Here is a 25,882-nt window from a genome sequence, read left to right as displayed (position 1 = left end):
AGACGCAGAGTCGCACGATCTGAGGCAGAACAATGCGATTCTGCGTCTGCTGGCGCAGGACGGGTATTTGACGTTGGTGTGATCCGGTTGTGACCTGGAGAGATTCTCTGTAACTGGCAGTGAGCAGATAGGCTACGTCTAATGGTTCCGTTCTGGTTCACGCTGTCCGCGCTCTGCTTCGTGGGTGCGGCGGTGCTTTTGTACGTCGACATCGGACGTCGGCGTGGACTGGGCCGCCGCCGCAAGTCCTGGGCGCGCTCGCACGGCTTCGACTACGAGCCCGAGTCCGCCGAGATCGTCAGCCGCTGGACGCGCGGTGTGATGTCGACCGTCGGCGACGTCACGGCCCGCAACGTGGTGCTGGGCCAAATTCGCGGCGAAGCGGTCTACATCTTCGACCTCGAGGACGTTGCGACCGTCATCGCGCTGCACCGTAAGGTCGGCACCAACGTGGTGATGGACCTTCGGCTCAAGGGCATCGCCGAGCCGCGCGAGAGCGACATCTGGCTGCTCGGCGCCATCGGTCCGCGGATGGTCTACTCGACCAACCTCGACGCCGCCCGGCGCGCCTGCGACCGCCGGATGGTGACCTTCGCCCACACCGCCCCGGACTGCGCCGAGATCATGTGGAACGAGCAGAACTGGACCCTGGTGTCCATGCCGATCACCTCCAGCCGCGCCCAGTGGGACGAAGGTCTGCGCACGGTGCGGCAGTTCAACGACCTGCTGCGCGTGCTGCCGCCGCTTCCGCAGCTGGGCGCGCAGACCCAGTCGGCGGGCCGGCGCAACGCCTCACCGGGCCGCCCGTTGGCGCCTGCCGGACGCCGCGAACTGCCGACCGGCCGCACCGACGCGCCGCCCCCGCTGCGGCCGCAGCCACTGCGTAACGGCACACAAGCGCCCAACTACCAGCGCTGAGCCGGTAGGGTCTCGGCGTGCCCCGTCCCGTCGTTCTGATCACCGGGCCCACCGCTGGCCTGGGTGCCGGCTATGCCCGCCGCTATGCGCGGGACGGCTACAACCTGGTTCTGGTCGCGCGCAATGTGGAGCGACTCGAAGACCTGGCGGCCGAGCTGAGGGCCGCCAACGGCATCGACGTCGAGGTGCTACCGGCCGACCTCACCGAGGCCGCCGACCGGGCGAATGTGGCCGACCGGCTGACCGCCGGGGTGCAGGTGCTGGTCAACAACGCCGGATTCGGCACCTCCGGTGAGTTCTGGACCGCCGACGCAGCGGTGTTGCAGGCGCAGCTCGATGTCAACGTCACCTCGGTCATGCAGCTGACCAGGGCCGCGCTGCCGCCCATGTTGGCGGCCGGATCGGGCACGGTCGTCAACATCGCCAGTGTCGCCGGTCTGCTGTCCGGGCGCGGGTCGACCTACTCGGCGTCCAAGGCCTGGGTGGTGTCGTTCACCGAGGGGCTGGCCAACGGGCTGGGTGATACCGGTGTGACCGTCCATGCGGTCTGCCCGGGCTTCGTGCACACCGAGTTTCACCAGCGCGCCGGCATCGACATGAAGTCGATTCCGAACTTCATGTGGTTGAACGTCGACGACGTGGTTGCCGAGAGCCTCGCCGACATCGCGAAGGGCAAGGTCGTCAGCATCCCCGGTTTGCAGTACAAGGTGCTGACGACCGGTGGACGACTCGTTCCGCGCGGCCTGGTCCGCACTCTCACCAAAGGATTTGGACGTGGCCGTGACCGCACCTGAACTCAATGCCGCCGAACGCGCCGAACTCGCCGGTCTGGTGCGCGAGCTGTCGGTGGTGTTCGGCCGCGTGACGCTGTCTTCGGGCAAGGAGGCCGACTACTACGTCGACCTGCGGCGCGCTACCCTGCACCACAAGGCCGCACCGCTGATCGGTCGGCTGATGCGTGAACTCACCGCCGACTGGGACTATGCGGCCGTCGGCGGCCTGACCATGGGCGCCGACCCGGTGGCGGGGGCGATCATGCACGCGCCCGGTCGGCCGATCGACGCCTTCGTCGTGCGCAAAGCGCTGAAAAGCCATGGGATGCAACGACTCATCGAAGGCGCCGACCTAGCGGGCAAGCGAGTTCTGGTGGTCGAGGACACCAGCACCACCGGGGGTTCGGCGCTGACCGCCGTGCGCGCGGTGCGCGAGGCGGGTGCGACCGTGGTCGGGGTCGCGACGGTGGTGGACCGGGCCACCGGTGCGGCCGAGGCGATCGAGGCAGAGGGTGTGCCGTATCGCAGCATTCTCGGTCTGGCCCACCTGGGCTTGCCGAACCCTTGACGCGACGGGCAGTGGTGGTGAGCACTGACGAGGAGCCCAGCGAGGCTTCGGAATGGCAGTGGGACGTCGTCGTCGACGTGATCTGTGCAGGCGCGGGTCCCGGCGCGCTGGCCCACGCCATCTGGTGTGCCGACCTGGACCTCGACGTCGAGATGGCTGATGCGGAGTTATCTTCGCAGACTTCCGATCCCGGTACCGCCGCCTACCTACAGTCGATGACCGAGGACCTAGAACCAGAGATGGACCGGGACTTGGCGCTGGCAGTGGTTCGCGCCCAACCGGTCTTCGTCAGCAAGGATCGTCGTGCGACCATCGAGCCGTTCTTCGGGTCGCGGCTGAGGGAGTGGTCGGCGCGCTGCCTCGCCTCGCCGTTCGGTGTCATCTACAACCAGATACCCGACGACATGACGGCAATGCGCACCGTTTCCGGCGAGACGATCCGGGTGTCAGTGCTCGGCGACTATCAGCCCGAAACCGACTGCCCTGGTTTGGAACTGGCTGAATGGTTGCGCGGGCAGGCCGACGACCGAGATCTCCTCAACCAGCCCGGATCGGCGCTGCAACGGTTGATCTTCGAGGAGGGTCGAGTCGCCGGCGCCGCGCTGTTCACGGAGGCGGGAACGCGACTGGTGCGCGCGAACGTCGGCGTCGCACTGTCACTTGGGCCCATGCCCGACAATGCCGACTGGCCGACCCAACGTCAGTTGCCCGACGGCGCCGCGCAGGTCGTCGTGGTGAGCCGCACGGCCAGCCGTTTCGGCTGCGTCGAACTGCTGTACAGTTCCTGAACCCCTGTTCGGCGCGGAAAAGTCCACCGGAATAACCTTTTTGGCCAGTAGTTCGGCCATCGCCTCGCCGGGCAGCGGGCGGGACAGCAAGAACCCCTGAGCGCGATGGCAGCCGTGCTGGAGCAGAGCCATCGCCGCGGTCGGCGTCTCCACGCCCTCGGCGACCAACTCCAGGTCGAACGCCTCGGCCAGCCCGATGATGGCGCGCACGATGGCGAGGTCCTCCGGGTTGGTGCCGAGATCCAGGACGAACCCCTTGTCGATCTTGAGCGTATCCACCGGAAGCGATTTCAGGTGGGTCAGCGCGCTGTAGCCGGTGCCGAAGTCGTCGATGGCGACCCGCACACCGACCTCCTTGAGGCCGGCCAGGGTGATGCCCGTGGTCTCGATATCCTGCACCACAACACTTTCGGTGATCTCCAGGCACACCGACCTACCGTCGAGATCGAACTCGGTGATCGTGTCTGCCACCGATTCGACGAATCCTTCGGCCACCAGCTGTACCGGTGAGACATTGAGCCGCAGCACTGCGTTGGTTCCAATGCCCTGGGCTTGCCATCGGCTGAATTGCTCGCACCCCGCGCGCATGACCCAACGGCCCAATTCACCTGCAAGATTGACGGATTCCGCGACCGGGATGAACGAATCGGGATAGAGCAGCCCACGTGTCGGATGCTGCCAGCGCACCAGGGCCTCGATGCCGAGGATATCGCCGGTGCGCATGTCGACCTCGGGTTGGTAATGCAAAATCAGCGATCCGGTCTCGATCGCGCCTTGCAGGTGCAATTCGATGTCGTTGCGGAACTCGCTCTTCAGCATCATGTCCTCGTTGAACACCACGATCTTGTTGCCGCCGGCGTTCTTCGCGTTGAGGACTGCTTGGTCGGCCCAGCGCAAGAGGTCGGTGGTGGTGTCGCTGCCTGGAACGCCCAGGGCAACGCCGACGCTAACCGTCCGGGTCAGCATCTCGCTGCCGATCGCGACTCGCTCACTAAGGAGCCGCTGAAAATGTTCCGCCAGTCCCTCGGCGGCCTTGGCGTCCATCGGCTCCGCTGGTACGACTACGAACTCATCACCGCCCAGGCGGGCGATCATGTCGGCGTCGGTGGTTTCCTCTCCGAGTCTTTCGGCGCAGGCCTTGATGAACCAGTCGCCCGCGTTGTGGCCGAGGTAGTCGTTGATCGCCTTGAGCCGGTCGAGATCCAGGAAGAGTGTGGCCACCGGTCCGGGTCGGCCGATCTGGAGGCGCTCGTCGAGATGAGCCAGCAGTGCTCTCCGGTTGCAGAGGCCGGTCAGGTCGTCGTGCTCGGCGAGGTAGCGCAGTCGGTCCTCGGCCACCACCCGCGCCTGCACCTGGGCGAACAGCGAGGCAATCGCCTTCAGCGCGTTGGTCTCCTCGGGTGACCAGTCCTTGATGCCGAACTTGATGAATCCCAGGCACCCGGTCGTCGTATCGCCGGACAGCAGCGGGACAGACGCCATCGACGTCAGCGCCATACCCGTGCCTTCCTCGACCAGGCGCTGGTAGTCGTCTTCGGACACCGGCTCGGGCCGGAAGAACAGCGGCTTCTTGGCTTGTTCGGCGGCGGCGAAGACCGGATCTGCGTCGGAAAAATAGATGAGTTCAAGGGGGTCCGGGTCGCGGTGGTGCGGCGGCCACTCCGCGATCAACCTGGTCGCTCTGACACTGTGGTCGTTGTACCGCAGGAAGCTGACATCCACCCCGAAGGAGCTCACCAGTTCTCCGAGGACCTCTTGACTGACCTTGGCCGAGGTGGCGGCATCGACCGCCATCAGCTGTGTGGCGACAAGTGTGACGAGGTTCTCCAGGCTGTCAGCTGTCCCGGTCTCGGAATGTGTGGTCATGGTGCCATCTCGTGATTAACGGAGCTTAAGAGATGGTATCGGTTAATCCGAAGTTGCGGTGGTGAAGTAGTGCGTTTCCCGCGCTGAGCTGGGGGTTTGTTGTTTTGTCGGCGGTGGGTGTCTGACTACACGGCGGTGAGGGGATGGGGGCGCCGATGAGGGTGAAGGCGCGGCGCTGGTCGGGGGTGGGGTCGGTGAGCATGGGGATTTCGGTGTCGGTGGCGGTGAAGCGGATCTGGTTGCGGGTGAGGGTGGCCAGGTGAGCGAGCAGGCCGCGGAAGCTGCGCAGCGGGTTGCCCTGGGAATCGTGGCCGGTGGAGGCCTTGGCGTCGGCTTGGGTTGAGCGTTGCGCGGGGGCGACCGGGTTGTCCCGGTCGGGTGGGTGTTCGTCGGTGAAAGTCATTGGCGCCCAGGCCTTGCGCAGGTGCCAGATGAGGTAGCAGGCCAGCATGCAGATCAGTACGTGGGCTTTGACGCGCTCTTGGAGGCGGTGGTGGATGGGGCGCAGGTCGAGGTCATCGGCTTTGATGATGCGGAAGTCGCGTTCAACATTGGCGAGGTTTTTGTAGCTTGTGACGACCCCGGTGGAGTCGAGTTGGTCGTCGGGCACGCAAGTGCGTAGCACGTAGATGCCGTCGAGGGCGGCTTCGGCGGCGATGTGGTCGTGGCGGCGTTCGACGGCCAGGCTGGTGGCGGTGATGGTGTAGTGGAAATGCTTGCCCACCTTGTATTTGTTGATCACCTTGCCGACTGCGACGCCGATGGCGTCAGCGCCGGCCAGCCGGCCGGCGGCCACCCGGGCGATGATCGGTTCGAGCAGGTGCTCGGTGGCGGTGAGCAGGTCGTGGCGTTTGCGGGCGCGTTCGGCGGCCAATAGTGGGTTGCGGCAGGCGATCAGCCGCTCGCCGGGGAAGTCGGGGTGGCTGATCTCGGCGAGGTCCTGGGTGTCGAACAACGACATTTGCAGCGGCCCGTCATCGGCGGTCAGGGCCGCGATCTGCGGGGCGCGCAGCGCGGTGATCCACCCGAAACCCGTTGCGGTGTTGGGATCGTCGTTGAGTTCACGCAAGGCGTCGATACGCGCGGAGGTGATCATGCCCCGGTCCCCGACCAGCACCAGCCGGGTCAGCCCGAACCGGGTGCGGATGACCTCGACGATGTCGGTAAACGCGACCGGGTCGGCGGTATTGCCGGAAAAGACCCGCACCGCGACCAGCCGGCCCGCCGGGTCGGTGAGGATGCCGTATTCGATCTGCGGCAAGCCTTTCTTGCCGTCGCGGGAGTAGCCGCGCGCGGCCAGCTCGCAGCACCGGCCGGTCACCCACGCCGAGGTCAGGTCGAACAGCGCCATCCGCGATGGATTCACGTCGGGTCCAAGGTGTTTAGCGGCGAGCGTGGCTTCGGTACTGTCTTGGCGCTCTGCCAGCCAGTCCATCGCGGCGTAGATCTCGTCTGTGCTGGCGCCGGCGACATCGAGATCGGGCCCCAGGGTGGCATCGGGCCACCAGGCGGCGGTGGCCAGCTTGGACGCCGGGCGGATCACCCGCGAGATGATCAGGGCCAGCACCAGGTCGCGTGCCCGGCTCGGCGGCCCCAGCAGGGCGGGAAAGCCGAGCTGGTGGGCCATCGCCGCGACCGCGGCGACATGGCCGTGCGGCAGCGATCGGGTGATGGTGAACTCGGTACCGGCCGGCACCAGCTGTTGGCCCTTGAGCCCGGCGTCGATCCCGTCGATGACGTGCTCGGGTAGCGCCGAGAGGTTGGCCACCGTCTCGTTGCGCACCCGCTTGCCCTCGCGGTAGGTGCGCCGCAGATACGTTGAGGAGTACTCGCGGGGGTTGCCTTGCTTGTCCACGTGCGTCTTGCGAACTCTGACTACGTGGACCTTCCCGCTTCCCCGCGACATAACAAGCTGCGTAACGACTACACCGAGATATTCCTCGCCGACACGCCCACACATTCTGACTACACAATCCGGCCTGTCCGACCTCTTTCCCCAGATCAACAAAGGAATCGGCCCGCTCAGCCGCCGCAACTTCGGGGTTAATGGTTGGTCAGCTAGCTTGTACTCCCGGTCAAGATGCCGAAGCCGCTGAACTCCTCGGAGATCGTGGCCAGCGTGCGCATCTCCTTGACGATCTTGGCCAACTGCCGGGGCTCGGCGTGATTGGCGAAGGTGCGCCTGTCCCACCACATCATCTTCGTGCGGTAGCGGTCGCTCGGGTAGGCCGCGGCCGGGATCTTGGTGGCCACCACACCTCCGGAGGTACTCCACCGGTCGAGCACGTGCGCCGCTGCGGTGGCCAGAATGAACTGGGCACCCAATAGCTCCATGGTCGGGAACGCGGTGCGGGCGAAAGTCCTGGTCAGCTCGCCACTGCGGGCGGGGTCGTCACTCACCCATGCCGATTTCATCTCCACGACGCCGAACGGCAGGCGGTCGGTGATCATCCTGCGGACCGCGTCCTGGCCGGGCTGGCCTTCCCATTCGACGATCGCGTGCGATTCGTCGGCTTCCAGGTACGGGCCCTTGGCCCGGAGTCCGCCCAGCATGCGGCCGCTGTCGTCGAGGGCGGTGTAGAACAGCGTGGTGTCGCGGCCGTCGCGAAACGAGTCGAGGTCCAGAGCCGCCTCCACGCCGTGTTTCCGGTAACTACGCAACGCCCCCTGTAGGTAGTCTTCCCATAGGCCAGGTTCGCTATCCGGTTGGGCGAGCACAACCGTACAACCCGTGTCGGTGTCGCGCCAGCTAATGGTCTCGGGCAGGCGGTAGAGCTTCTGGTCAGGAAAGTCCAGCGCTGAAGCCTTCATTGTTTCCCATCTTTGGGTCGGCCTGCGGACAGGGGTCCCGCGGCAGCTGCCGAGGTCGCGCGGGCGTTATTTATTCGAACTTGCAAATATGAGTATCTCGCCGAAAGGTGCCAAGACTCCAGCCGTTAGCCGGAAAGCACCTGGTTACTGGGCGGTAGCCGGTGTGATCCGCGGCGAATATTCGGCCAACGTCGACGTCTCCGCAAATATCCCTACGTACAACACCCCAGGTCAAGGGTGGCGTCACTGCCGGCCGAACGGGAAACGCTACGCTCGTCAGCGTCGGAGATCGAGTCCGCATTACTGGTCGGTTGGGGGCCAAGTGGTACGTCCAAAGCGTCGCCGAGGGGCCGGAAACGGCGCTGGGTGACCCTTTCGCGCCCGGCGTCGCGGTCCCTCAACGGCGCCGTGCGGCGACGGAAACCGCGCTCTGGGCCGCGGTAGTTGTGGCGGCCGTCATCCTGACCTTCGCCAGCGGCTGTTCGAACATGCCCACTCGCACATCCGGTGGAGGCCACCGGGCTCGGCAGCTGTGACACCGTGCAAGGCGTGACCAGCACGCCGCTGTCGGCCTCGGCGCAACGACTGACCAGCCACGCCGCGTCGTGGGTGACCCGTGACTGACGCCGGTCCCACCGAGTGGAGCACCGGCGCCCCCGGCGTCGGGCCTTGGGCCGGCGAGCTGCCCGACGACCCGCGCTACGACGCGGAACTGTTGCGCGGGGGCGACGCCCGCAATGTCGTCGACGCTTACCGCTACTGGACGCAAGAGGCGATCATCGCCGACATCGACCGTCGGCGGCATGCACTGCACATCGCGATCGAGAACTTCGGCAACGACGCCAACATCGGCGCGGTGGTCCGCACCGCCAACGCCTTCGCCGTCGACACCGTGCATATCGTCGGGCGCCGGCGCTGGAATCGGCGCGGGGCCATGGTCACCGACCGCTACCAACGGCTGACCCACCATGACAGCAGCGACGAGTTACTGGCCTTCGCGGCCGGTGCCGGACTGACTGTCGTCGCCGTGGACAACATCCCGGGCGCTGTGCCGCTGGAGCGCACCCCGCTGCCACGCGACTGCCTGATGGTGTTCGGCCAGGAGGGTCCTGGTATCTCACAGGCGGCTCGGGCCGGTGCGGCGATCACCGTATCGATCGCGCAATTCGGCTCCACCCGCAGCATCAACGCCGCCGTCGCCGCCGGCATCGCGATGCATGCGTGGATCAGGCAATGGGCCGATCTATCCCAGGCCTGGTAGGGCAGGATTGGCTGCATGGACCCGCTGTGGGCGAACCGCGCTGCCAACGCCGAGGCGGCGATCGCGAAGCGACATCTGCGCCGGGTCTGGAATCTGCCGGGAACACAGCTCGGCGTCGTCGGCTGGCCGCCCACCCGCCGTGACCGGTGGTTCGGAACGTGGCACTACTGGTGGCAGGCCCAGCTGCTCGACTGCCTGATCGACGCGCAGCTGCGCGACCCGCAGCCAGACCGGCTTGGCAAGATCAAGCGGCAGATCCGCGGCCACCGGCTGCGCAACAACGGTCGCTGGACCAACAGTTACTACGACGACATGGCTTGGCTGGCACTGGCCTTGGAGCGTGCCGAGCGGGTGGCGGGCATCGATCGCCCGCGCGCCCTGGCGACCCTCTGCGAACAGTTCGTCAAGGCGTGGGTGCCCGAGGATGGCGGCGGAATCCCTTGGCGTAAACAGGATCAATTCTTCAACGCACCGGCCAACGGTCCGGCCGGGATCTTCCTGGCCCGCTACGGCGACCGGTTGCGGCGGGCCCAGCAGATGGCCGATTGGATCGACGAAACGTTGATCGACCCCGACACCCAGCTGGTGTTCGACGGCATCAAGGCCGGTTCCCTGGTGCGCGCGCAGTACACCTACTGCCAGGGGGTTGTGCTGGGGTTGGAGACCGAGCTGGCCGTGCGCACCCGCGACGATCGGCACCCGGCGCGGGTTCGGCGGCTGGTCGCGGCGATCGGCGCACACATGGCACCCGCTGGAGTGCTGAACGGGGCCGGCGGCGGCGACGGCGGGTTGTTCTCCGGGATCACCGCGCGGTATCTGGCGCTGGCGGCGACCGACGTTCCCGGCGATGCAGCCGAGGATGCTGCCGCCAGGGACACCGCCCGTGCTGTCGTGCTGGCCTCGGCGGAGGCGGCGTGGGATAACCGCCAAAGTGTCGACGGCCTGCCGGTGTTCGGGCACTCCTGGGACAACACTTCCGAGATCCCTACCGCGGGAGGCGGGCAGGCGCAATTCGTCGGGGGAGCTGTGGACTCGTCGCAGACACCCGAGCGAGATCTGTCCGTGCAGCTGTCCGGTTGGATGTTGATGGAGGCGGCACATACGGTGACAGCGTGAGAGGCAGTCGGCTGGGTCGCGACCCGACAGCGAAACGTTTCGGCGAGAACGCCGCCGCAGCGCTACTGCTCACATTCACCGTCGTGGCCATCCTGTGGGCGAATTCGCCGTGGGCGCACACCTATTCCGAGTTCTGGGAAACGCCCGTCGGATTGAGCTTCGGCAATATTCACGGCGAGCTGACGGTCAAGGAGATCGTCAACGACGCGCTGATGGCGTTCTTCTTCTTCATCGTGGGGCTGGAGGTCAAGGCCCAGTTCACCATCGGCGAGCTGACCGAGCGCTCCCGTGCCCTGGTGCCGGTGGTGGCTGCGATCGCCGGACTGACCCTGCCCGCGGTGATCTTCTTGCTGTTCAACCCATCCGGTGACGACGCCAGCGCGTGGAGGGTGGTCATCTCGACCGACACCGCGTTCCTGGTCCGTGCCCTGGCCATCATCGCGCCCAAGTATCCGGCGCGGCTGCGGACCTTCCTGCTGACCTTGGCTGTCGTCGACGACGTCGGCGCGCTGGCCGCCATCGCCCTGTTCTATTCGGAGCAGATCCGGATCGTCCCGCTGCTGACCGCCGTCGTGCTGCTGGCCGCACTGATCGGTGTGCGGCACCTGCCCGCGGCCACGCGTGGTGTGACGTATTCCGTTCTGGCCGTTGCCCTGTGGTTGGCCTTGTTCAACGGTGGTGTGCACCCGACACTCGCCGGTGTGGTGGTGGCGCTGGTGACCCCGGTGTTCACCCCCGAGCGTCAGCGGGTGGAGGCGGCCGTGGATGTCATCCGGGCGTTCCGCCAGCCGCCGAACTCGAAGTACGCCCGTGCGGCCACCCGCAGCCTGCGCGACTCGATCTCGATCAACGAGCGGCTGGTGACCGGGTTCGGGCCATATGTGTCCTTCGGGGTGCTGCCGCTGTTCGCGTTGGCCAACGCCGGTGTGTGACTGGACGCCGACACCGTGATGGCGGCGATGCGGTCACCGCTGACCTAGCGGGAGTTTCCGCCCTTGGTCGTTGACGGGCGTTGTTTGTGCTGGTCAGTGGTGGTTTTTGTGGGTGGTGAGTGTATTACCCATCGTCGGGGTCGGTTAGCGGGTTGGCGCGTAGCGGTTGATGCCGAAGAGGTCGGCGAGGCGGTCCTGGGTGGGGGTGGTGTCGGTGAGCATGCGGCGGGCGCGGGGGCGTCCTTTGCCGCCGTGATGGTAGAGCAGGACGGTCTCTTCGATGCCGGCGAGTTCGTTGAGCAGTTCACGCACTGACATGTGTAGGCCGGCTTGGTCGGCTTGGCGGCGCATGAGGTGGGCGACGGTGAGCGCGAGGACGCTGTAGAAGACGTGGACGCGGATTTTCTGGTCGGTCCAGTGGTGCATCGGCCCGAACGAGACAACGTGGGGGTCTTTCTGCTGACGGAACCCGGCTTCGACTTCGGATTGGGAACGGTAGGCCGCGACCACCTCGGCAACAGACCATTGAGTGCGGTTGGTGAACAGGATCCGTTTCCCGAAGATCCTGTCTTCCAGTTTCTTTCGCGCAGCGGCGTCGGTGCGGAAAGTCAACCGCAGTTCGGACGGGGTCTGGCCGGTCAGGGTGACGGTGAGGATCTCGTTGACCCAGCGGGGTGTGAGGATCGCGGCGATATCAGCCTCGACGGCGTCGCGGGTCCGGCGGGTTCTGCCGCGCGCGAGGCGGGTTTGCAGTTCGGTCAAACGTTTTCGTGCTTTGGCCAGGGTTTGATCAAAACCGCGGGACTGGGCGGTGTGCAGGGTCGGGGAATGGGTCAGCACCGCACGCCGTGTCACCGCCAACGCGGTCACCTCGGTGTCCACACAGCTCAGGCCGGGGTACCGGTCGGCGTCGACGGCAACGTAGGTTTTCCGCGGTATCGCGAGCAGGTCGGGATGGTCTGACGGGGGCAATGATCCGACGAACCCGAGCCCGGACTCTTCGATGAGGGCGTGGTTGTCGGCCGAGTTTTGTCCGGCGTCGTAGACCACCGTCAACGACTCCACCGAGGAGGCCAATGCACGGTACCGGGTCACCAATTCCTCGATGACCATGGGGAATTGGGTGACGTCGGGGCGATCCCCGGGGTAGGCGTGCGACACCACGGGTACCCCGGCGTCGCGGGTCACCACCAACGCCAACCCGACCAGCCGCAGATCCATGCGTTTCTGTTTCGCTTTGCCGCGCTGAGCGATCGGGGCGCGGTCGTTGGCCGAGTCGATGTAGGTGGCGAAGTTGGTCATGTCCAGCACCAGCCCGGACAGGTCCAACCCGAACTCGGTGACCATCCGCCGCCCCAACTCGGTTTCGATACTGCGCAACGCCTCGGTGTCCAGGTGATCCATCGCGTCCCAGAACCGGCGGTGATCCATCGCCCCCGCCGGTGTCTTGACCCACCGCGAACCCGCGGTGCCGGCCCACCAGTCGGCGAACGCCAGCTTCGAGCACGGTTCTGATTCGCCGAAGGCACCGCCAGCGTTGTTTGAGTTCGGCATTCGCGCGTTCCCCGATCGCTCGGATCGCGGTCAGCAGCGCGTTGTAGCTGCGATTGTCAACGGCGAGGTCGCGGCCCTTGATCGGGCTGTGCACCCCGATCCCGGAACCTTCGTATCCCTTGTCCGCCAACGTCGGTAGCCCGTCGCTGGCCGCCTTGTACAGTGCGCCCAGGCAGTGCATACGCGCGGCGGTGATGTCATGCACGCTGCCCGGTTCGACCTCGCTGGACCACACCGGGAACCCGCCCGGGTCGGCGAGGATCTGCACGTTGCCGCCCTGGGTCTTGTGCTTGCCCGAGTACCACAGGTGATGGCCCTCGTCGGCGCGCTCGTTCACCCGGTCGATCTCGATGAGCGTCCCGTCCAGCGTGACGTGCGACCAGCCTTCCCGCTTCGCCTGGTCGAGCACGTCGTGCAGGTCGGGTGCCTGGTCGGCGATCACGTCGATCGCCTCGTGCAGATACCGGTAGCAGGTGGAGATCGGCAGCGCGGCCTCGAAGGCCAGCAGCCGCATCGGGGCGTCGTCGCCGAACCACCGCAGCACCAGCTTGGCCTGCGTGCGCACCGTGCCCGCGCGTCGCCCGGCGCGGGTGCCGATCTCGCGCCGGTGCGCGCATAGCAACGCGGTCACATGAAGCAGGGTTTCCTCGGGGACGTCGCAGATGGCAGAGTAGGTGAACACGTGGGGTCCTCTTGCGGCGGAACGGCTTTCTTTGTCGAAACCGATCCTTGAGCAGGGACCCCACGTCCTGCTCTCACGACACGCTGCAAACTCCAGTCACACCAACCTCACACGCCCCAAGTGAGAAAACCTCAGTGTACCGATCAGCCCTCGCTGTGATGTTGATTTCGATCGTGCGGCTTGGGGCCGCGTTGTGGCGTTGGATGGGGGTGGATGATCGCCTGACCTCGTTATCAGGTTGTTCCTGTGGGTCTTTCGTGTCGAGTGGGCTCGCGAGGGCGCTGGGTTAGGGCTAGGAGGGCGCTGAATAATCGGCGCGCCTCCCCGGAATACCTCCATGAGCTGGGAAAATAGGTTCATGCAGGGTATCGAGCGGGCGGATCGGGAGCTGCTGGACGCGCAGGCGCTGGTCGGTCACCTGGTGCCCGAGGGCGGCATGTTCGCGTTCCTTGCCGATCATCGCCAGGATGTGTTCGACGACGAGGAGTTCGAGGATCTGTTCCCGTCGGGGAAGGGCAGGCCGTCGATCCCGGCGTCGGTGATGGCGTCGATTCTGGTGTTGCAGACGTTGCACGACCTGTCGGACCGGGAGACCGCCGAGGCCGCCCGCTGCGATCTGCGGTGGAAGGTCGCGACGGGAATGCCGTTGGACCACAAGGGCTTCGATCCCTCCACGTTGGTGTATTGGCGCAGACGGCTGGCGAAGTCCAAGCGGCCGCACCGGATCAACGAGGCGGTGCGCCAGGTCGTGGAGCAGAGCGGGATTCTGCGGGGACGCCGCAGACGCGCGGTGGATTCCACGATCCTGGCCGACGCGGTCGCCACCCAGGACACCATCACCCAGCTGATCGCGGCGATCCGGCGGGTGGGGCGGGTCGTGCCCGGCGGGTCGGAGGCGATCACCGCGGTGTGCACCGCCCACGACTACCACCGGCCGGGCAAGCCGCTCATCGACTGGGACGAGCCCGGCGCGAAGGACACGCTGGTCTCAGCGCTGGTCAACGACGCGAACGCGCTGCTGGAGGCGCTCGCCGAGGTCGATCAGGACGAGGTTGAGGGGCCGGTCGCCGCGGCGCTGGCGTTGCTGGCGCTGGTCGCCGGCCAAGACGTCGAACCCGCCGAAGGATCCGACGGCACCGACGGGCGGTGGCGCATCGCCCGCAAGGTCGCCCCCGACCGGGTGATCTCCACCGTGGACACCCAGGCCCGCCATACCCGCAAGTCACCCGAGGCGCGCCGCGACGGGTACCGGGCACACGTGGCGGCCGAACCCGAGACCGGGATCATCACCGACGAGGCGTTGACCAAGGCCGCCGGGACCGAGAACTCCGATGCGGCGGTGGCCGGGCAGTTCCTGGCCGCCGACACCGCGCAGGCTGCGGGCGGGCAGGACACCGTCGACAGCGTCGACGGCGACGCTGCGGGCACGCGCGAGTGGTACGGCGATTCCGCTTATGGCACAGGCGATTTACGTGCAGCGATCGATGATGCTGGGCACGTTGCGGTGATCAAGCCCAAGCCGCTGGGGTCACCGGTCGAGGGCGGGTTCACCATCGACGACTTCACCGTCGACGAGGACGCGGGCACCGTGGGCTGCCCGGCCGGTCACACCCGCCCGATCAGTCGGACCCGGGTGGCGAACTTCGGCGCCCTCTGCAACGGCTGCCCGCTGCGTGAACAGTGCACCAAGTCCAAGTCCGGCCGCAAAATCGTTCTCCACGAACGAGACCGAGAACTGCGCAAGGCCCGCAGCGACTGGGCCGCCGACCCCGAACTGCGAGATAAGTACCGCAAGCACCGGCCCAACGTGGAACGGGTCGTCTCCCAGATCGCCAACCGGGGTGGACGCCGCCTCAAACTGCGTTACCGCGGCACCACGAAAAACCACGCGTGGCTCACCCGCCGCACCGCCGGACTCAACCTACGTAACCTCATCGGCCATGGGCTCACTCGCACGGCAGGCCTGTGGGCTCTGACACCCGCCACCGCCTGAACCCGGGCGGTGGGCACTGCCGATCAGCGCCACCACCCGCTCCCATTTGGCCCCTATTCGGGCCTGGCGCGGGGCCGTCGAGGCAGGTCACCGCCCGCCGGGCCCAGATCCCGCCAGACGCGGACAGTACCGGCGTATTCGGCCGCGCCGGAACCATCCCGTGAACCGCCCATATTCAGCGCCCTCCTAGGCGATGAGGGGCTAGTGTCGTCGAAACAGGTTGCGGAACAGGGTGTTCCATGCTGTTTCCCAGGGCCAGGCCCACGGTAGGTGCAGGGTCAGGCGTCGGGCTGAGGACGCGATGGGTGCCGGCACGCTGATCAGGGTGCTTCGGATGGTCGCGGTGCGGGACTTGGCCAGCGCGGGGCCGGTGAGGGTGGCCGCGGCGCGGGTGAGGCCGAACGCCATCACGGCGAGCACCAGCCAGGCGGCGTTGCCGGTGAAGCGTCCCGAAGGTAGATGAGCCAGGGCGCAGTCTTTGAGGTCGGCGTGGACCTGCTCGATGATCGCGTGGCCGCGGTCGCAGTCCAGGCGCGCGGTGACCGACACGTCGGCACCGCCGCGGATCGCTGCGGGCACGCTGGGATAGCCGTAGAACGCCGAATCCATCCGCACCAGTGGCTTGCCGGTGGCTTCCGGTGAGCGCAGCCGTGTGACGGTGGCGGGTGTCACCGATGATCCGGGCCGCCCCCACGCGCCGATCCGCACGCGCCCTTGCGCAGGCGTTGGCCGGTGATCATCGGTGCGCCATGTTCGGTGGTGACGGTGGCGATCAACGCAGTCAATCCCCGCACGCCCGAGTACCCGTAACCGGATCCCTGTTTGGCGTAGCGGTGCACCTCGATGTTGGTGTCGTCCAGATCCAAACACACTGGGCCGTCGATCCCGTCCACCAACGGCGTGTTCTCGGCCAGCCTGGCCAGCAGGCGGGATGCGACGGCGTCGAGTTGGCGGACATGACTGAAGGCGATTTCCCGAAGGAACGACCCCAGCGTCGAGGGCGCATAACGGGCGGTCGAACACGGTGCCCATCGCGCCGTGCCGCAACATGGCCATGTCATCGATGCTGTCGGCCCCCGCGACCATGCCCGCGACCAGGCAGCTCACCTTCGCCCCGGCGTTGGCGCCCTTGTCGGTCGGCACACTCAGATGCTCATCGGCCAGCACGGCCAGGCCGCACTGCTGGGCCAAGGCGGCCAGCGGGACAGCCCGGCGCACGACACCAGGTTGGGGTTATCAAAGACCGCCGACGGGACGGGCCGAGTGTGAGATAGTTGCATCTACGAGATGCCCTTCGTCGTGGCTGAATCTGATCCCAGGAGAAATCTCATTATTTCACTCCGACAGGGCATTTCGCTTTTACGACCTACCCCAGACCCCCACCACATCGGTGGATCGAGGCTTAACCCGGACGACGAATTGGGCGCCGTCTACTGCGGGCTGATGCCGGACCGGCGTGCGCCAATCTGAGGATCAGGACGAGCGACTCGTCGGGTCGCATGCCGGCCAGCTCGGTGAACTCCGACTGAAGATCGATGAGTTCACGGGTGAAAAATGGTGACAATTGCGAGAGTTCGTGGCGATGCACGGCATGCAGAAACACCGGCGAGACGGGGTGTACTGCCAATCCGTGCTGCTGGGCGACGATCCAGACCGCCTCGGCCGCCGAGCCGCCGCGGGCATAGTCGATGAGCTGATCTCCGTTCGTCGTGATCACGGCCACCGCCGACGTCGCGCGAACGCGATCAGCGACGTCGTCGCCGAGAGCTTCACCCGCGCCCCACTGCGCGAGGAGGGCCATCACGTCGGAGCGTCGCAGTATCTCCATTACCGCCAAGTCACCCGCGTCGAGTTCCAAGCCACGGACATCGATGCCGCTGTCCGCGGGCTGATCGCCGGGCCAGCGCATCTCGGAGATCATCTCCCGGTGCAGGCGAGGAGTCAGAAAGCGGAGTCTGTCGGTACTGGCGAGAATCTTTGCTGCCCTGCCGATGTCGTCGCGTGCGGTGAGCACGTGCAGCCCACCGCCCTCCCGAGCCGCCCAACGGTGCAGCGAGTCAATTGTCTCCGTGGGGATGGGCTCCGGATTGCCCTGGTGGCGATTGGTCTCCCGCCGTAGCATCGGCTCATACAACTCGGCCAGGTCGGCGTCTTCACCGCGATCCAACCGCAACGTCACCTCCAGCAGGGCCGGACCGTCGGCCGTCCAGTCCACGGAGCCGAGAACGCCGCGCTTGGCGGCAGCCACCCTGGTGTTGAAGGCGGCTGCACCGATGGCCACCGCACTGCCCCGGAACCCGACGTCCATCATCGAGGTGTATTGCGGAGCGAGCCGAATTCGCACTGTGTCTGCCCGGGTTTCGATCTCCCACGGTTGCGAGTTTCCCCCTGACGGGGCGCGGACCGCGGCGTAGGCGATGGCGGTGGCCGTGTCACTCGGTTCTTCGACGTCCGGCGGCGAGTCGGCGTCCACCGGCCCGTTATCGCAGAGAGCCGGCTCGGCGATCTCGTCGAGCGCTTGGCCGATGTCGATGCGGACCTGGCCGGATCCCAGTGGTTCACCCAGACCGATGCGACGGGCGGCCTCGGCGACGGTGGTGGCACAGAGAGCGACCTCGCCAGCGAGCTGAGGCCAGGTGGACAGGGTGTGGCCCACCTCGACCAGCGACGCGGTCAGCCGCCCGGACGACCGGCTGGCATCGAGATGGCGTAACATGTACGGAATCCGGTCCCGCTGCGACAACGCAGACAACTGCGCGGAGTCCACGCCGCCGAGTACTCCATGTATGACCGGACGCCGTGGCTCCAAGTCGAAGCGCTCGACGTCGATCAGACCCCGATCGCTGGTCGCCATGAGCACCGGTAGCCGCCGCTCTCGGGCTGCCTCGCGGATTCGGACCTTCACGTCCAGCGAATCGCATTCCTCGACCACGATGTCCAGTCCGTTGAGGAAGTCGTCGAGGGATTCGGCGGTTACGCCCGAGGCCATGACCTCGACGCGCAGGTACGGATCGAGCTCCGCGATCCGCCGTGCTGTCACGACGGCCTTGTTGAGCCCGATGTCCAGGATCGTGGCCGGAACCCGGTTGAGGTTCGAGAGTTCGAGGTGGTCGAAGTCGGCGAGTCGCAATGCGCCGCAAAGTCCTTCGGCGGCAAGCGTGTGCGCGATGACATGGCCGACGCTGAGTCCGGCAATGCCGATTCGGACGTTGGCGAGGCGGCGTTGTTCCTCGGTGGTGATCAGGTTTCGGTTGCGGTCGGTGCGGACCGCCCGAAATCCGTTCGGACCCAGGATGGCAACGACAGTTCGCCGCCACGGGTAGTAGGCCCACCGAGTCGGTTCGTCGAGCAACTCGGTGTCGGGCGCTGGGTGCAGTTCCCGCAGGTCGTCGACAAGCTTCGCGCTGTGGTCGATGAACTCGACACCAGGCTCCGAGCGCAGCCGGTCGAGCGCGGCGTCGTCGTCGCTGAGGATGTGGGCGGTGAAGCTCGCTGTTTCGTCAACGGCCATGGGTCAGCGCTTTCGGATTCGGGCGCGAATCGGTGCGCCTGCAATCATGGTGAAGTGCAGGGCAAGCGGGAAATCCGCTTCCAGAGAGGTAATTTCGGCCCGCCGGATGATGGTCGCCAGGGCGAGCGTGACTTCCAGCATGGCGAAGTGGTCACCGATGCACGAGCGGGGCCCGCCGCCGAACGGGATGTATTGCCAACGCTCGATCTTCTTGATGTTGTCCGGGTCGAACCTGTCGGGGTTGAAGGACACCGGATCATCCCACAGGGCCGGATCGCGTTGCACCGCCATTCTGCCGAGCACCACCATGGTGCCCGCCTCCACGCGGTAACCACCGACTTCGAGGTCGCGGCAAGCCATTCTGGTCCCCGTGGGGGCCGGCGGACACAGCCGCAGCGATTCGCGCACCACCTGCGTGGTGTATCCGAGGCCGGGCATGTCGTCGGGGGTCAGCGCTCGATCGGGCAATGCCCCCACTTCGGCGACGACACGGTCCTGACAGTCGGCGTTGCGCCCGAGGGCCCACAACGCATAGGCCAGCGTTGTCGCGGTGGTGTCATGGCCGGCGAACAGGAAAATGATGATCTCGTCGCAGATTTCGGCGTCGGACAGACGCCTCCCCGTCTCGGGGTCCTCGGCGGCGATGAGTGCATGGACCAGCGGCGCGACCCGGTTCGGGTCACGCCTGCACTCGCGCACGATTTCACCGGCAAGGCGATGCAGTTTGGCGCTTGCCACCCGCGCTCGGTGCCGCGCCGGTGTGGGGAGCCAGTGTGGGGCGCGCACCGGACGGGTGGCGCGTGCGATCGCGTAGGACAAAGCAACGCGAAGCGGCTCGGCAACCTCATCGGCGCGCGCTTCCAGGTCCATGCCGAGCACCGAACGGCCGAGGGCTCGCAAGGTTAGTGCGCGCGATTCGGCGTCCAGATCCACCCCACCGCCGTCAGGCCAGGAGAGGCAAACAGACTCGGCAGCCTGCGCCATGTGACCGCCGAATTCGCGGACCCGCTGTTTGGTGAAGACGGGCTGTAGCGTGCGCCGGCGTGGTCGCCACGGTTCGAACGGCAGGTCGGCCAGGTTGGCGCCGATGATCCGGCGCATCTCGTCGAACACCGGGCTTGTCTTGTCGACCGAGCCATCCGTGGTGCTGAGCACGTCGCGCAGCGCGCCCGGTGACGTGACGAGAACCATCGGCGGCATCAGCCAGCGCGGTCCCACGGTGAAACGGGTGACAGGTCCGCCGGCGTCGCGCAGTCTCTCGGTGCCGGTGCTGAACTCCTTCACGGCTTTGAGACGCTCGCGCAACGGCATCGGGTTCACCGGCGCCAGTGGCAACGATGCGAGGCCACCGCGTGGATGGGTCTGTGACACTCGAACCTCCCTAGGTCCTCCCACTATTTCGATGAGGACCGCAGTGTACCGAGTGGTCCCGGGTTTAATGATGGGGCGCGAGTGGGCGCGAGCAGAAGGGTGTCGGGTATGGGGATTCGACCGCTCTGGCGGGTGCCGGGCATCGTCGTGCGGGAGCGGCTGCATTCGCCGGGGCGTGAACGCATTCCCGAGCCGATGGTGATGGACGACGCCGAATCCGTTGCGTACTTTCACACAGGCGGCGGGGCGAACCCGGGAATGCGAGCTGTGTATGACCTGTGTGCCCGTTCGATCGACGCGTTGCTGCCGCCGGGTGGACGTATCCTCGATCTCGGCATCGGCTCCGGACGTGCGCTGAGCGCGGTTCTGCGCCGCCGCCCGGATGTGCATGCCGTCGGTGTCGACCTGGCGCCCAACATGCTGGCCACGGCGCAAGAGCTGTTCACTGCCGAGGGGCTCGACGGGCGCGCCGAACTGGTGCAGGCGGACATCACTGCGCTTCCTGAGTCGCTTGCCGCGGGGAGCTGGGACGCGGTGTCGTGCATGTGGACGCTGCATCAGCTGCCGGACGTTGAGGTGCTGGGCGCCGCCTTGCGGCAGATCGCGGCGGTCCAACGCGACAGCGGAGCTGGCTTGTGGATATCCGATTTCGCTCGGTTGAAGGACCCATCAGCGTGCCCGGCCATGTTGCAGTGCGTGGATCCCGATTCGCCGATGGGCCTGCGCCAGGACGCGATCGCCAGCGAGGCGGCGGCGTTCACCCGTGAAGAACTGTCGGCCGAACTTGCCGCCGCGGGGCTCGGGGGATTGCGCTGCGGCCACTGTACACCGCTGCCGTACCTGCAGGCCTATTGGATGTTCGGGGCACGTGGGAAGCATGCTCCCATCGGTCAGCAGGACAGCGCGCTGAACGGCCAAACGCGACGTGAGGCGGCATTGTTGCGGTGGGGCTTCACCGCCAAACCGTTCTAGCGATCAAACGGGAAGCGTTGTGCCGGTTTCCTGTTCGGCGAACTGGTCTCGCCCGTAAGTTCGGAAAGCGCTGGGATAAACCGGCATGAAGAAGGAGATGTGAGAGCTTTACATCGAAGGAGTAGCGATCCACGGTGGCCCCGAGCCATGCGTTGGCGTTCCGTGAGGGCGCAGCGAAGCGTTGGACAGGGGTACGTGCAGGCTGGGCTATTGCGCCGCGAAATAAGAGAGGCCGGGGTGCCGACGCCGTCGAACTGGGCGGAAGGCAATATCGTCGGCGGCGTTATCGCGAGTCGTCGACGGACCCCGCGCGGTCAGAGAACCTGTGCATGTACGGAATCTTCATGCGGGAGAACCGGGAGATCCCATGTCTTGCCGCCGTCGTTGATCGCGGGGCGGGCCGCTCGGGGAACGCTGAGGCGGCACGCCCGAGATGCACGAGCGTGGGAAGAGCGTGGGAAGTCGGACATGCCCGTAGTACCTGCGAAGTCGCTGAACAAGGCCGCGTCTGTGGCTGCGGAGGTGATGGAGGAAAGGGCATGACCAAGGGGGAACACGGCCAGCGAAACACGTCCCGGACAAAGAGCCGGACCAGGCGTGCCAAGTGCGCTGGACCGTGTGCGTCAGGTAGCACGACAGGATAAGGACGCGCGGTTCACGGCGCTGCTGCACCATGTCACCGTCGATCGCCTGCGGGTGGCGTTCTGGGCGCTTCGTCCGAAGGCCGCGCCGGGAGTGGACGGGGTGACGTGGGAGGCCTATCGGCATGAGTTGGGGGCCAACCTCGATGACTTGCACGCACGGCTGCACAGTGGGCGTTACCACGCGAAACCGTCACGGAAGGTGTACATCCCGAAGGCGGACGGACGGCAGCGACCGCTCGGTATTGCCTCGCTGGAGGACAAGATCGTCCAGCGGGCCGTCGTCGAGGTATTGAACGCTGTCTACGAGGTGGACTTCACGGGGTTCTCCGACGGGTTCCGGCCGGGACGCGGCCCGCATCACGCGTTGGACGCGCTCGCGGTCGGGATCGAACGCAGGAGAGTGAACTGGGTGCTCGACGCGGATGTCCGCGATTTCTTCAACCAGCTTGATCACAGTTGGCTGGAGAGGTTTCTTGAGCACCGGATCGCGGATCAACGGGTCCTGCGGCTCATCCGGAAATGGTTGAACGCGGGAGTCATCGCGGACGGGAAATGGTCGGAGAGCGTGGGAGGTGCACCGCAGGGCGGTTCGAACTCGCCCCCAACGCAATGGGCAACTTTTGGCTCTCCTGACGTCGATGTGGATCACCGAGCGTGTGGTATGGGGCAGCGATGGTGAGTGGGGGCGCACGGACGGTGATCTAGGTTCGAAGGCTCTGACCCCAATCGATCCAGGAGCCGTCCGTGCGCGCATCAACCCTACTCAATTCCCTGTTCCATCTGCCCGGTGTGCGGGTCGGCAAGGCTGCCGTGGTGGACGGTGAGCTGCAGGTCACAGTCAGCCTGCGCCGGCGGCGGCTGTGCTGCCCGCAGTGTTCGTTTACCACCCGGCACCGCTATGACACCCGTGAGGTGGACTCATCGTGGCGACATCTGGACATGGGTGGGCGGGTATGCCGGATCGTGTTGCGCCGCAGACGGCTGCGCTGCTGCGAGCATGGTGTGTTGGCCGAAGCGGTGCCGTTCGCGCGTCCTGATTCCCGCCACACCCGCGACTTCGAGGATCTGGTGGCGTGGCTGGTCACCAAGACCGACAAGACCACCGTGAGCACCTTCGCCCGCATCGCCTGGCGCACCGTGGGCGCGATCTGCGAGCGGGTCGCCGCCGACGTGTTAGACCCCGACCGGCTGTGCGGGCTGGTCGACATCGGCGTCGATGAGATCTCCTGGCGCAAACACCACCGGTATTTGACGCTGGTCTCCGACCACGACAGCGGCACCATCGTGTGGGGCAAACCCGGTAAGGACACCGACACCTTGGGCGCATTCTTCGACGAGCTGCCCGACGGCGGCGCATCCCTGGAGGCGGTGTCGATGGACATGGGACCGGCCTACGCCAAAGCCGTGCGCGAGCGGGCACCAGCGGCGGTCATCTGCTTTGATCCCTTCCACGTTGTCAAAGTCGTCACCGATGCGCTTGAGGCGGTGCGCCGCCAGGTCTGGCAGGCCGCCTGTGCGCTGCCCGACCAGCAGATCGCCAAAACCTTCAAAGGGGCGCGCTGGGCGCTGCTGAAAAACCCCGCCGACCTCACCGACATGCAGGCCCAAACCCTACGGGAAATGAAACGCAGCGGTGGAATGCTTTGGCGCGCCTACCAACTCAAAGAAGCGCTGCGCGAAGTCTTCGCCGGCGACCTGGATGCGGACACCGTCGGCGAGCTCCTCGACCGCTGGTGCGCACGCGCCCAGCGCAGCCGCATCCCCGAGTTCGTCAAAGCCGCGCGCACCATCCGCAAACACCGCGCCGGCATCGACGCCGCTATCGACCGCGGACTGTCCAACGGCCGCCATGAAGGCCTCAACACCAAGGTCCGGCTCCTCATCCGCCGTTCCTATGGCTCTTGAGTTTCCGCAGTTACGCGGCGGCTGCCGCGCAGGCCAGTTCGTAGTCGCGGTATCTGTGTGGATCGGGCTGAGCTGCGGCAACGCCCGTAATTCGGGATGCGACCAGGGTTTTGCGGAGTTTGGCGAGCATGTCTTCGAAGGCGGGCTCGTCTTTGTGGGGGTACCAGGGCTGGACCTCGCGGCGTGCGGCGAGGTCGTCTCGGTGGTATCCGTGCAGCGCGTACCAGACGATGACCAGGCTGTAGACGCAGAAGCCAAGTGGCACGGTGCGTTCCACCGCGCGTCGCTGTCGGTTGCGGGCTTGGCCGATGCCGAGTAGTTGTTTGCCGGCGGCGATGGCGGTCTCTATCGGCCAGCGGTGGGTGTAGCGTTCCACGATGGTCTGCGCGTCGCTGTCGGTGTCGGTGGTGAAGATCGCCAGGACCCTGTCGGCGGCGGGGTCGCGGACCAGGACGGTGCGGCCTGCGGTGTTGCCGAACGCGCCGTACCAGATCGTGTCGCACAGGGCGATCTCGACGGTGTTGGTGTGGCCGTAGCGGGTCAGGGTGACCGGTCGCCAGTCGGCGTGTGCGGCGAGGTCGGCGGGGTGGCCGAGCCGGTTTCCCTTGAGCCGGGGTCGGCCGCGTCGGCCGGTGTGCGGCGGGGCGGGCGCGTAGAGCGCGGCGTTGACCGGCAGCCGGGTGGTGATCGTGGTGTGCTCGACCAGCAGGGCCTTGCCGTGGTAGGCGGCGTCCCCGACGGCGTGCAAGCGGCGGTTCGGAAATGCTTGGGCCAGAAGTGAAATCATCTGCCCTGCCAGCGCCACCGGGGAGGCGGTGCCCTTGCCCCGCCACAACCGCAACAACACCGGCAGGCACACCGGGCGGGTACAGAACCGCAGCGTGACGACGATGCCGACGATCACCCACCGGTTGCCGCGGCCCAGCGCGTTGGGGTCCTGGGCGGAGCCGTCGTGGGTCCAGTACGCGGCGTGCACCTTGGGCCCCCAGCGGCGGAATAGGGTGTCGTCGACGACCACCGTGATCGGTGCCCCATCGGGCAGCAGCCGATCCACGATCAGCCGGGCCAGCACCAGCCCGATCGGGTCGACGTCCCAGGCGTGGTGGGAGAAGAACCGGCACGCCGAGTGGAACGACACCGCCGCGGCCATGCCCGCTCCGGCGAGCATCCCCACCACCGTGCGCCGGGTGGTCCGCGCCGCCAGCCCAGTAGCCAGCAGCGTGAACAACGCGAACGTCGATCCGCGGCGAAACGCGGGCCGAAACAGGTCCAGCAGCGAACGCCACGATGCGGGTAGGGTCAGGCCCGGAAGCATCGGCGGAACTCCATCTCGGGGTTGACTTTTCACAACCGCCGATGCTTCGTCATGCTTGCCACCGGATCACGGCGACACGCCGGACAACGCCACAACAGCCCCAGAAATCACAGGTGTCACAGGCGTCAAACTGCGAAACTCAAGCCGTGTCCTTCCGCGCAAAATCCGAAAGGTAATGGGTTTGATTCCTGGAACCAAGCTGGACGCGGCCTACTGGTCCTTGGCCGGCCGGCGCCGCGCGATGAGGTTGCGGGCGACGGTGATGAGCCCGGGGAGGACGGACAGGAAGACGATCATAAGGATCATCAACTCGAGGTTGTTCTTGACGAACGGCACATTGCCTAGGAAGTAGCCGAGCAGTGTCACGCCCGCCCCCCAGGCCACGCCGCCGATGATGTCGAAGCCGAGAAACAGCGGGTAGCGCATGGTGGACACCCCGGCAAGGACAGGGGTGAAGGTCCGCACGATCGGAACGAAGCGGGCCAGGATGATGGTCTTCGGACCGTGCGTTTCGAAGAAGGCGTGCGATTCTGTGACATAGTGCTTCTTGAAGAAGCGGGAGTCCTCTTTGTCGAACAATGCCGGGCCGATCCGCCGGCCGATGAAGTAGGCGCACTGGTCGCCGAGAACGGCGACAACTGAGACGCAGGCCACCAGCACCCAGATGTTGACCGGCGGCTGCGGAGCCGCCGCCAGCAATCCGCCGGTGAACAGCAGCGAGTCGCCCGGCAACAGCGGGAACAGCAGGCCGGTCTCGATGAAGACGATGACGAGAATGCCCGGCAGCACCGCGGAGGCGAACAGCCCGCCCGCGCCGAGCCAGTACATCGGGTCCATGATGCTCGGCAGCGCCATCACGGTGGTGGTCATGAGGCCCGACCCTACCGGGCCTGCTTGTCTCC

At 66.4% G+C, this 25,882-nt stretch carries 15 protein-coding genes and 5 pseudogenes; 10 read left to right on the top strand and 10 right to left on the bottom strand.

Annotated features, from left to right (window positions below):
- The first annotated feature begins 141 nt into the window (after positions 1–141).
- Genes ttfA through pyrE form a run of 3 tightly spaced genes read left to right on the top strand, consistent with a single transcriptional unit; the run spans position 142 to position 2,259 of the window.
- Complete coding sequence (gene ttfA, locus K9U37_RS01655; RefSeq protein ID WP_243070239.1) at positions 142–918, top strand: trehalose monomycolate transport factor TtfA; 777 nt, start codon at positions 142–144, stop codon at positions 916–918.
- A gap of 17 nt (positions 919–935) precedes the next feature.
- Positions 936–1,712, top strand: a complete 777-nt coding sequence (locus tag K9U37_RS01650) for an SDR family NAD(P)-dependent oxidoreductase (RefSeq protein ID WP_243070238.1) — start codon at positions 936–938, stop codon at positions 1,710–1,712.
- Entirely contained in the window at positions 1,693–2,259 is a 567-nt protein-coding gene (gene pyrE, locus K9U37_RS01645; RefSeq protein WP_372489358.1) for an orotate phosphoribosyltransferase, read from the top strand. The genes K9U37_RS01650 and pyrE overlap by 20 nt, the downstream gene beginning before the upstream one ends.
- A gap of 656 nt (positions 2,260–2,915) precedes the next feature.
- Here the strand turns inward: pyrE and K9U37_RS01635 are convergent.
- The 3 genes and pseudogenes from K9U37_RS01635 to K9U37_RS01625 all read right to left on the bottom strand — a co-directional run bounded on the left by K9U37_RS01635 (position 2,916) and on the right by K9U37_RS01625 (position 7,724).
- A complete protein-coding gene (locus K9U37_RS01635) occupies positions 2,916–4,913 on the bottom strand; it encodes a putative bifunctional diguanylate cyclase/phosphodiesterase (RefSeq protein WP_272888003.1) in 1,998 nt (665 codons plus the stop codon).
- Positions 4,914–5,052: 139 nt separating this feature from the next.
- Positions 5,053–6,819, bottom strand: a pseudogene (locus tag K9U37_RS01630) (IS1634 family transposase); the annotation flags it as partial.
- 152 nt (positions 6,820–6,971) lie between these two features.
- Positions 6,972–7,724 (bottom strand): hypothetical protein, encoded by a 753-nt coding sequence (locus K9U37_RS01625; protein ID WP_243070235.1) that lies wholly within the window; start codon positions 7,722–7,724, stop codon positions 6,972–6,974.
- A gap of 616 nt (positions 7,725–8,340) precedes the next feature.
- Here K9U37_RS01625 and K9U37_RS01620 point away from each other — a divergent pair.
- The 3 genes and pseudogenes from K9U37_RS01620 to K9U37_RS01610 form a co-directional block, all read left to right on the top strand.
- Positions 8,341–8,985 carry a TrmH family RNA methyltransferase gene (locus K9U37_RS01620; protein ID WP_243070234.1) on the top strand — a complete coding sequence of 215 codons (645 nt, stop codon included), beginning with the start codon at positions 8,341–8,343 and terminating at the stop codon, positions 8,983–8,985.
- A 15-nt stretch (positions 8,986–9,000) separates the two neighbouring features.
- Positions 9,001–10,101: a glycoside hydrolase family 76 protein gene (locus K9U37_RS01615; protein WP_243070233.1), complete on the top strand. Its 1,101-nt coding sequence runs from the start codon at positions 9,001–9,003 to the stop codon at positions 10,099–10,101.
- Positions 10,098–11,030: pseudogene (locus K9U37_RS01610) on the top strand (Na+/H+ antiporter NhaA); the annotation flags it as partial. The gene K9U37_RS01615 and the pseudogene K9U37_RS01610, both read left to right, overlap by 4 nt.
- 147 nt (positions 11,031–11,177) lie before the next feature.
- On the opposite strand, the pseudogene K9U37_RS01605 reads toward K9U37_RS01610, so the two are convergent.
- A pseudogene (locus K9U37_RS01605) lies at positions 11,178–12,542 on the bottom strand (IS1634 family transposase); the annotation flags it as partial.
- A gap of 1 nt (position 12,543) precedes the next feature.
- Positions 12,544–13,065, bottom strand: a pseudogene (locus K9U37_RS20295) (transposase family protein); the annotation flags it as partial.
- 562 nt (positions 13,066–13,627) lie between these two features.
- On the opposite strand from K9U37_RS20295, the gene K9U37_RS01595 reads away from it, so the two are divergent.
- Entirely contained in the window at positions 13,628–15,262 is a 1,635-nt protein-coding gene (locus tag K9U37_RS01595) for an IS1182 family transposase (RefSeq protein ID WP_243073177.1), read from the top strand.
- A gap of 201 nt (positions 15,263–15,463) precedes the next feature.
- Here the strand turns inward: K9U37_RS01595 and K9U37_RS01590 are convergent.
- The 3 genes and pseudogenes from K9U37_RS01590 to K9U37_RS01580 form a co-directional block, all read right to left on the bottom strand.
- A pseudogene (locus tag K9U37_RS01590) lies at positions 15,464–16,542 on the bottom strand (transposase).
- Between the two features lie 122 nt (positions 16,543–16,664).
- Positions 16,665–18,773 carry an Rv1355c family protein gene (locus tag K9U37_RS01585; RefSeq protein WP_243070230.1) on the bottom strand — a complete coding sequence of 703 codons (2,109 nt, stop codon included), beginning with the start codon at positions 18,771–18,773 and terminating at the stop codon, positions 16,665–16,667.
- 3 nt (positions 18,774–18,776) lie between these two features.
- Positions 18,777–20,084: a cytochrome P450 gene (locus K9U37_RS01580; RefSeq protein WP_243070229.1), complete on the bottom strand. Its 1,308-nt coding sequence runs from the start codon at positions 20,082–20,084 to the stop codon at positions 18,777–18,779.
- 192 nt (positions 20,085–20,276) lie between these two features.
- Here K9U37_RS01580 and K9U37_RS01575 point away from each other — a divergent pair, with 192 nt between their 5' ends.
- From K9U37_RS01575 to K9U37_RS01565, 3 genes are all read left to right on the top strand, one after another.
- Positions 20,277–21,116 carry a class I SAM-dependent methyltransferase gene (locus tag K9U37_RS01575; RefSeq protein WP_243070228.1) on the top strand — a complete coding sequence of 280 codons (840 nt, stop codon included), beginning with the start codon at positions 20,277–20,279 and terminating at the stop codon, positions 21,114–21,116.
- Between the two features lie 597 nt (positions 21,117–21,713).
- The gene (locus K9U37_RS01570; RefSeq protein WP_372489355.1) at positions 21,714–22,439 is read left to right on the top strand and encodes a group II intron reverse transcriptase/maturase; all 726 of its coding nucleotides are present in this window, start codon (positions 21,714–21,716) and stop codon (positions 22,437–22,439) included.
- 65 nt (positions 22,440–22,504) lie between these two features.
- Positions 22,505–23,665, top strand: coding sequence for an ISL3 family transposase (locus K9U37_RS01565; protein ID WP_243070227.1), 1,161 nt, complete (start codon positions 22,505–22,507; stop codon positions 23,663–23,665).
- Between the two features lie 10 nt (positions 23,666–23,675).
- Here the strand turns inward: K9U37_RS01565 and K9U37_RS01560 are convergent, their stop codons facing one another.
- Together K9U37_RS01560 and K9U37_RS01555 are read right to left on the bottom strand one after the other, a co-directional pair.
- Positions 23,676–24,980, bottom strand: coding sequence for an IS701 family transposase (locus K9U37_RS01560; protein WP_243070226.1), 1,305 nt, complete (start codon positions 24,978–24,980; stop codon positions 23,676–23,678).
- Positions 24,981–25,190: 210 nt separating this feature from the next.
- Positions 25,191–25,850 (bottom strand): VTT domain-containing protein, encoded by a 660-nt coding sequence (locus tag K9U37_RS01555; protein ID WP_243070225.1) that lies wholly within the window; start codon positions 25,848–25,850, stop codon positions 25,191–25,193.
- Between the last annotated feature and the right edge of the window lie 32 nt (positions 25,851–25,882).

Origin of the sequence: Candidatus Mycolicibacterium alkanivorans, from assembly GCF_022760805.1 — a bacterium.
Classification (GTDB): domain Bacteria; phylum Actinomycetota; class Actinomycetes; order Mycobacteriales; family Mycobacteriaceae; genus Mycobacterium; species Mycobacterium alkanivorans.
The sequence above is the reverse complement of the archived record's forward strand: the minus strand, read 5'-3'. Positions and strand labels throughout refer to the sequence as shown.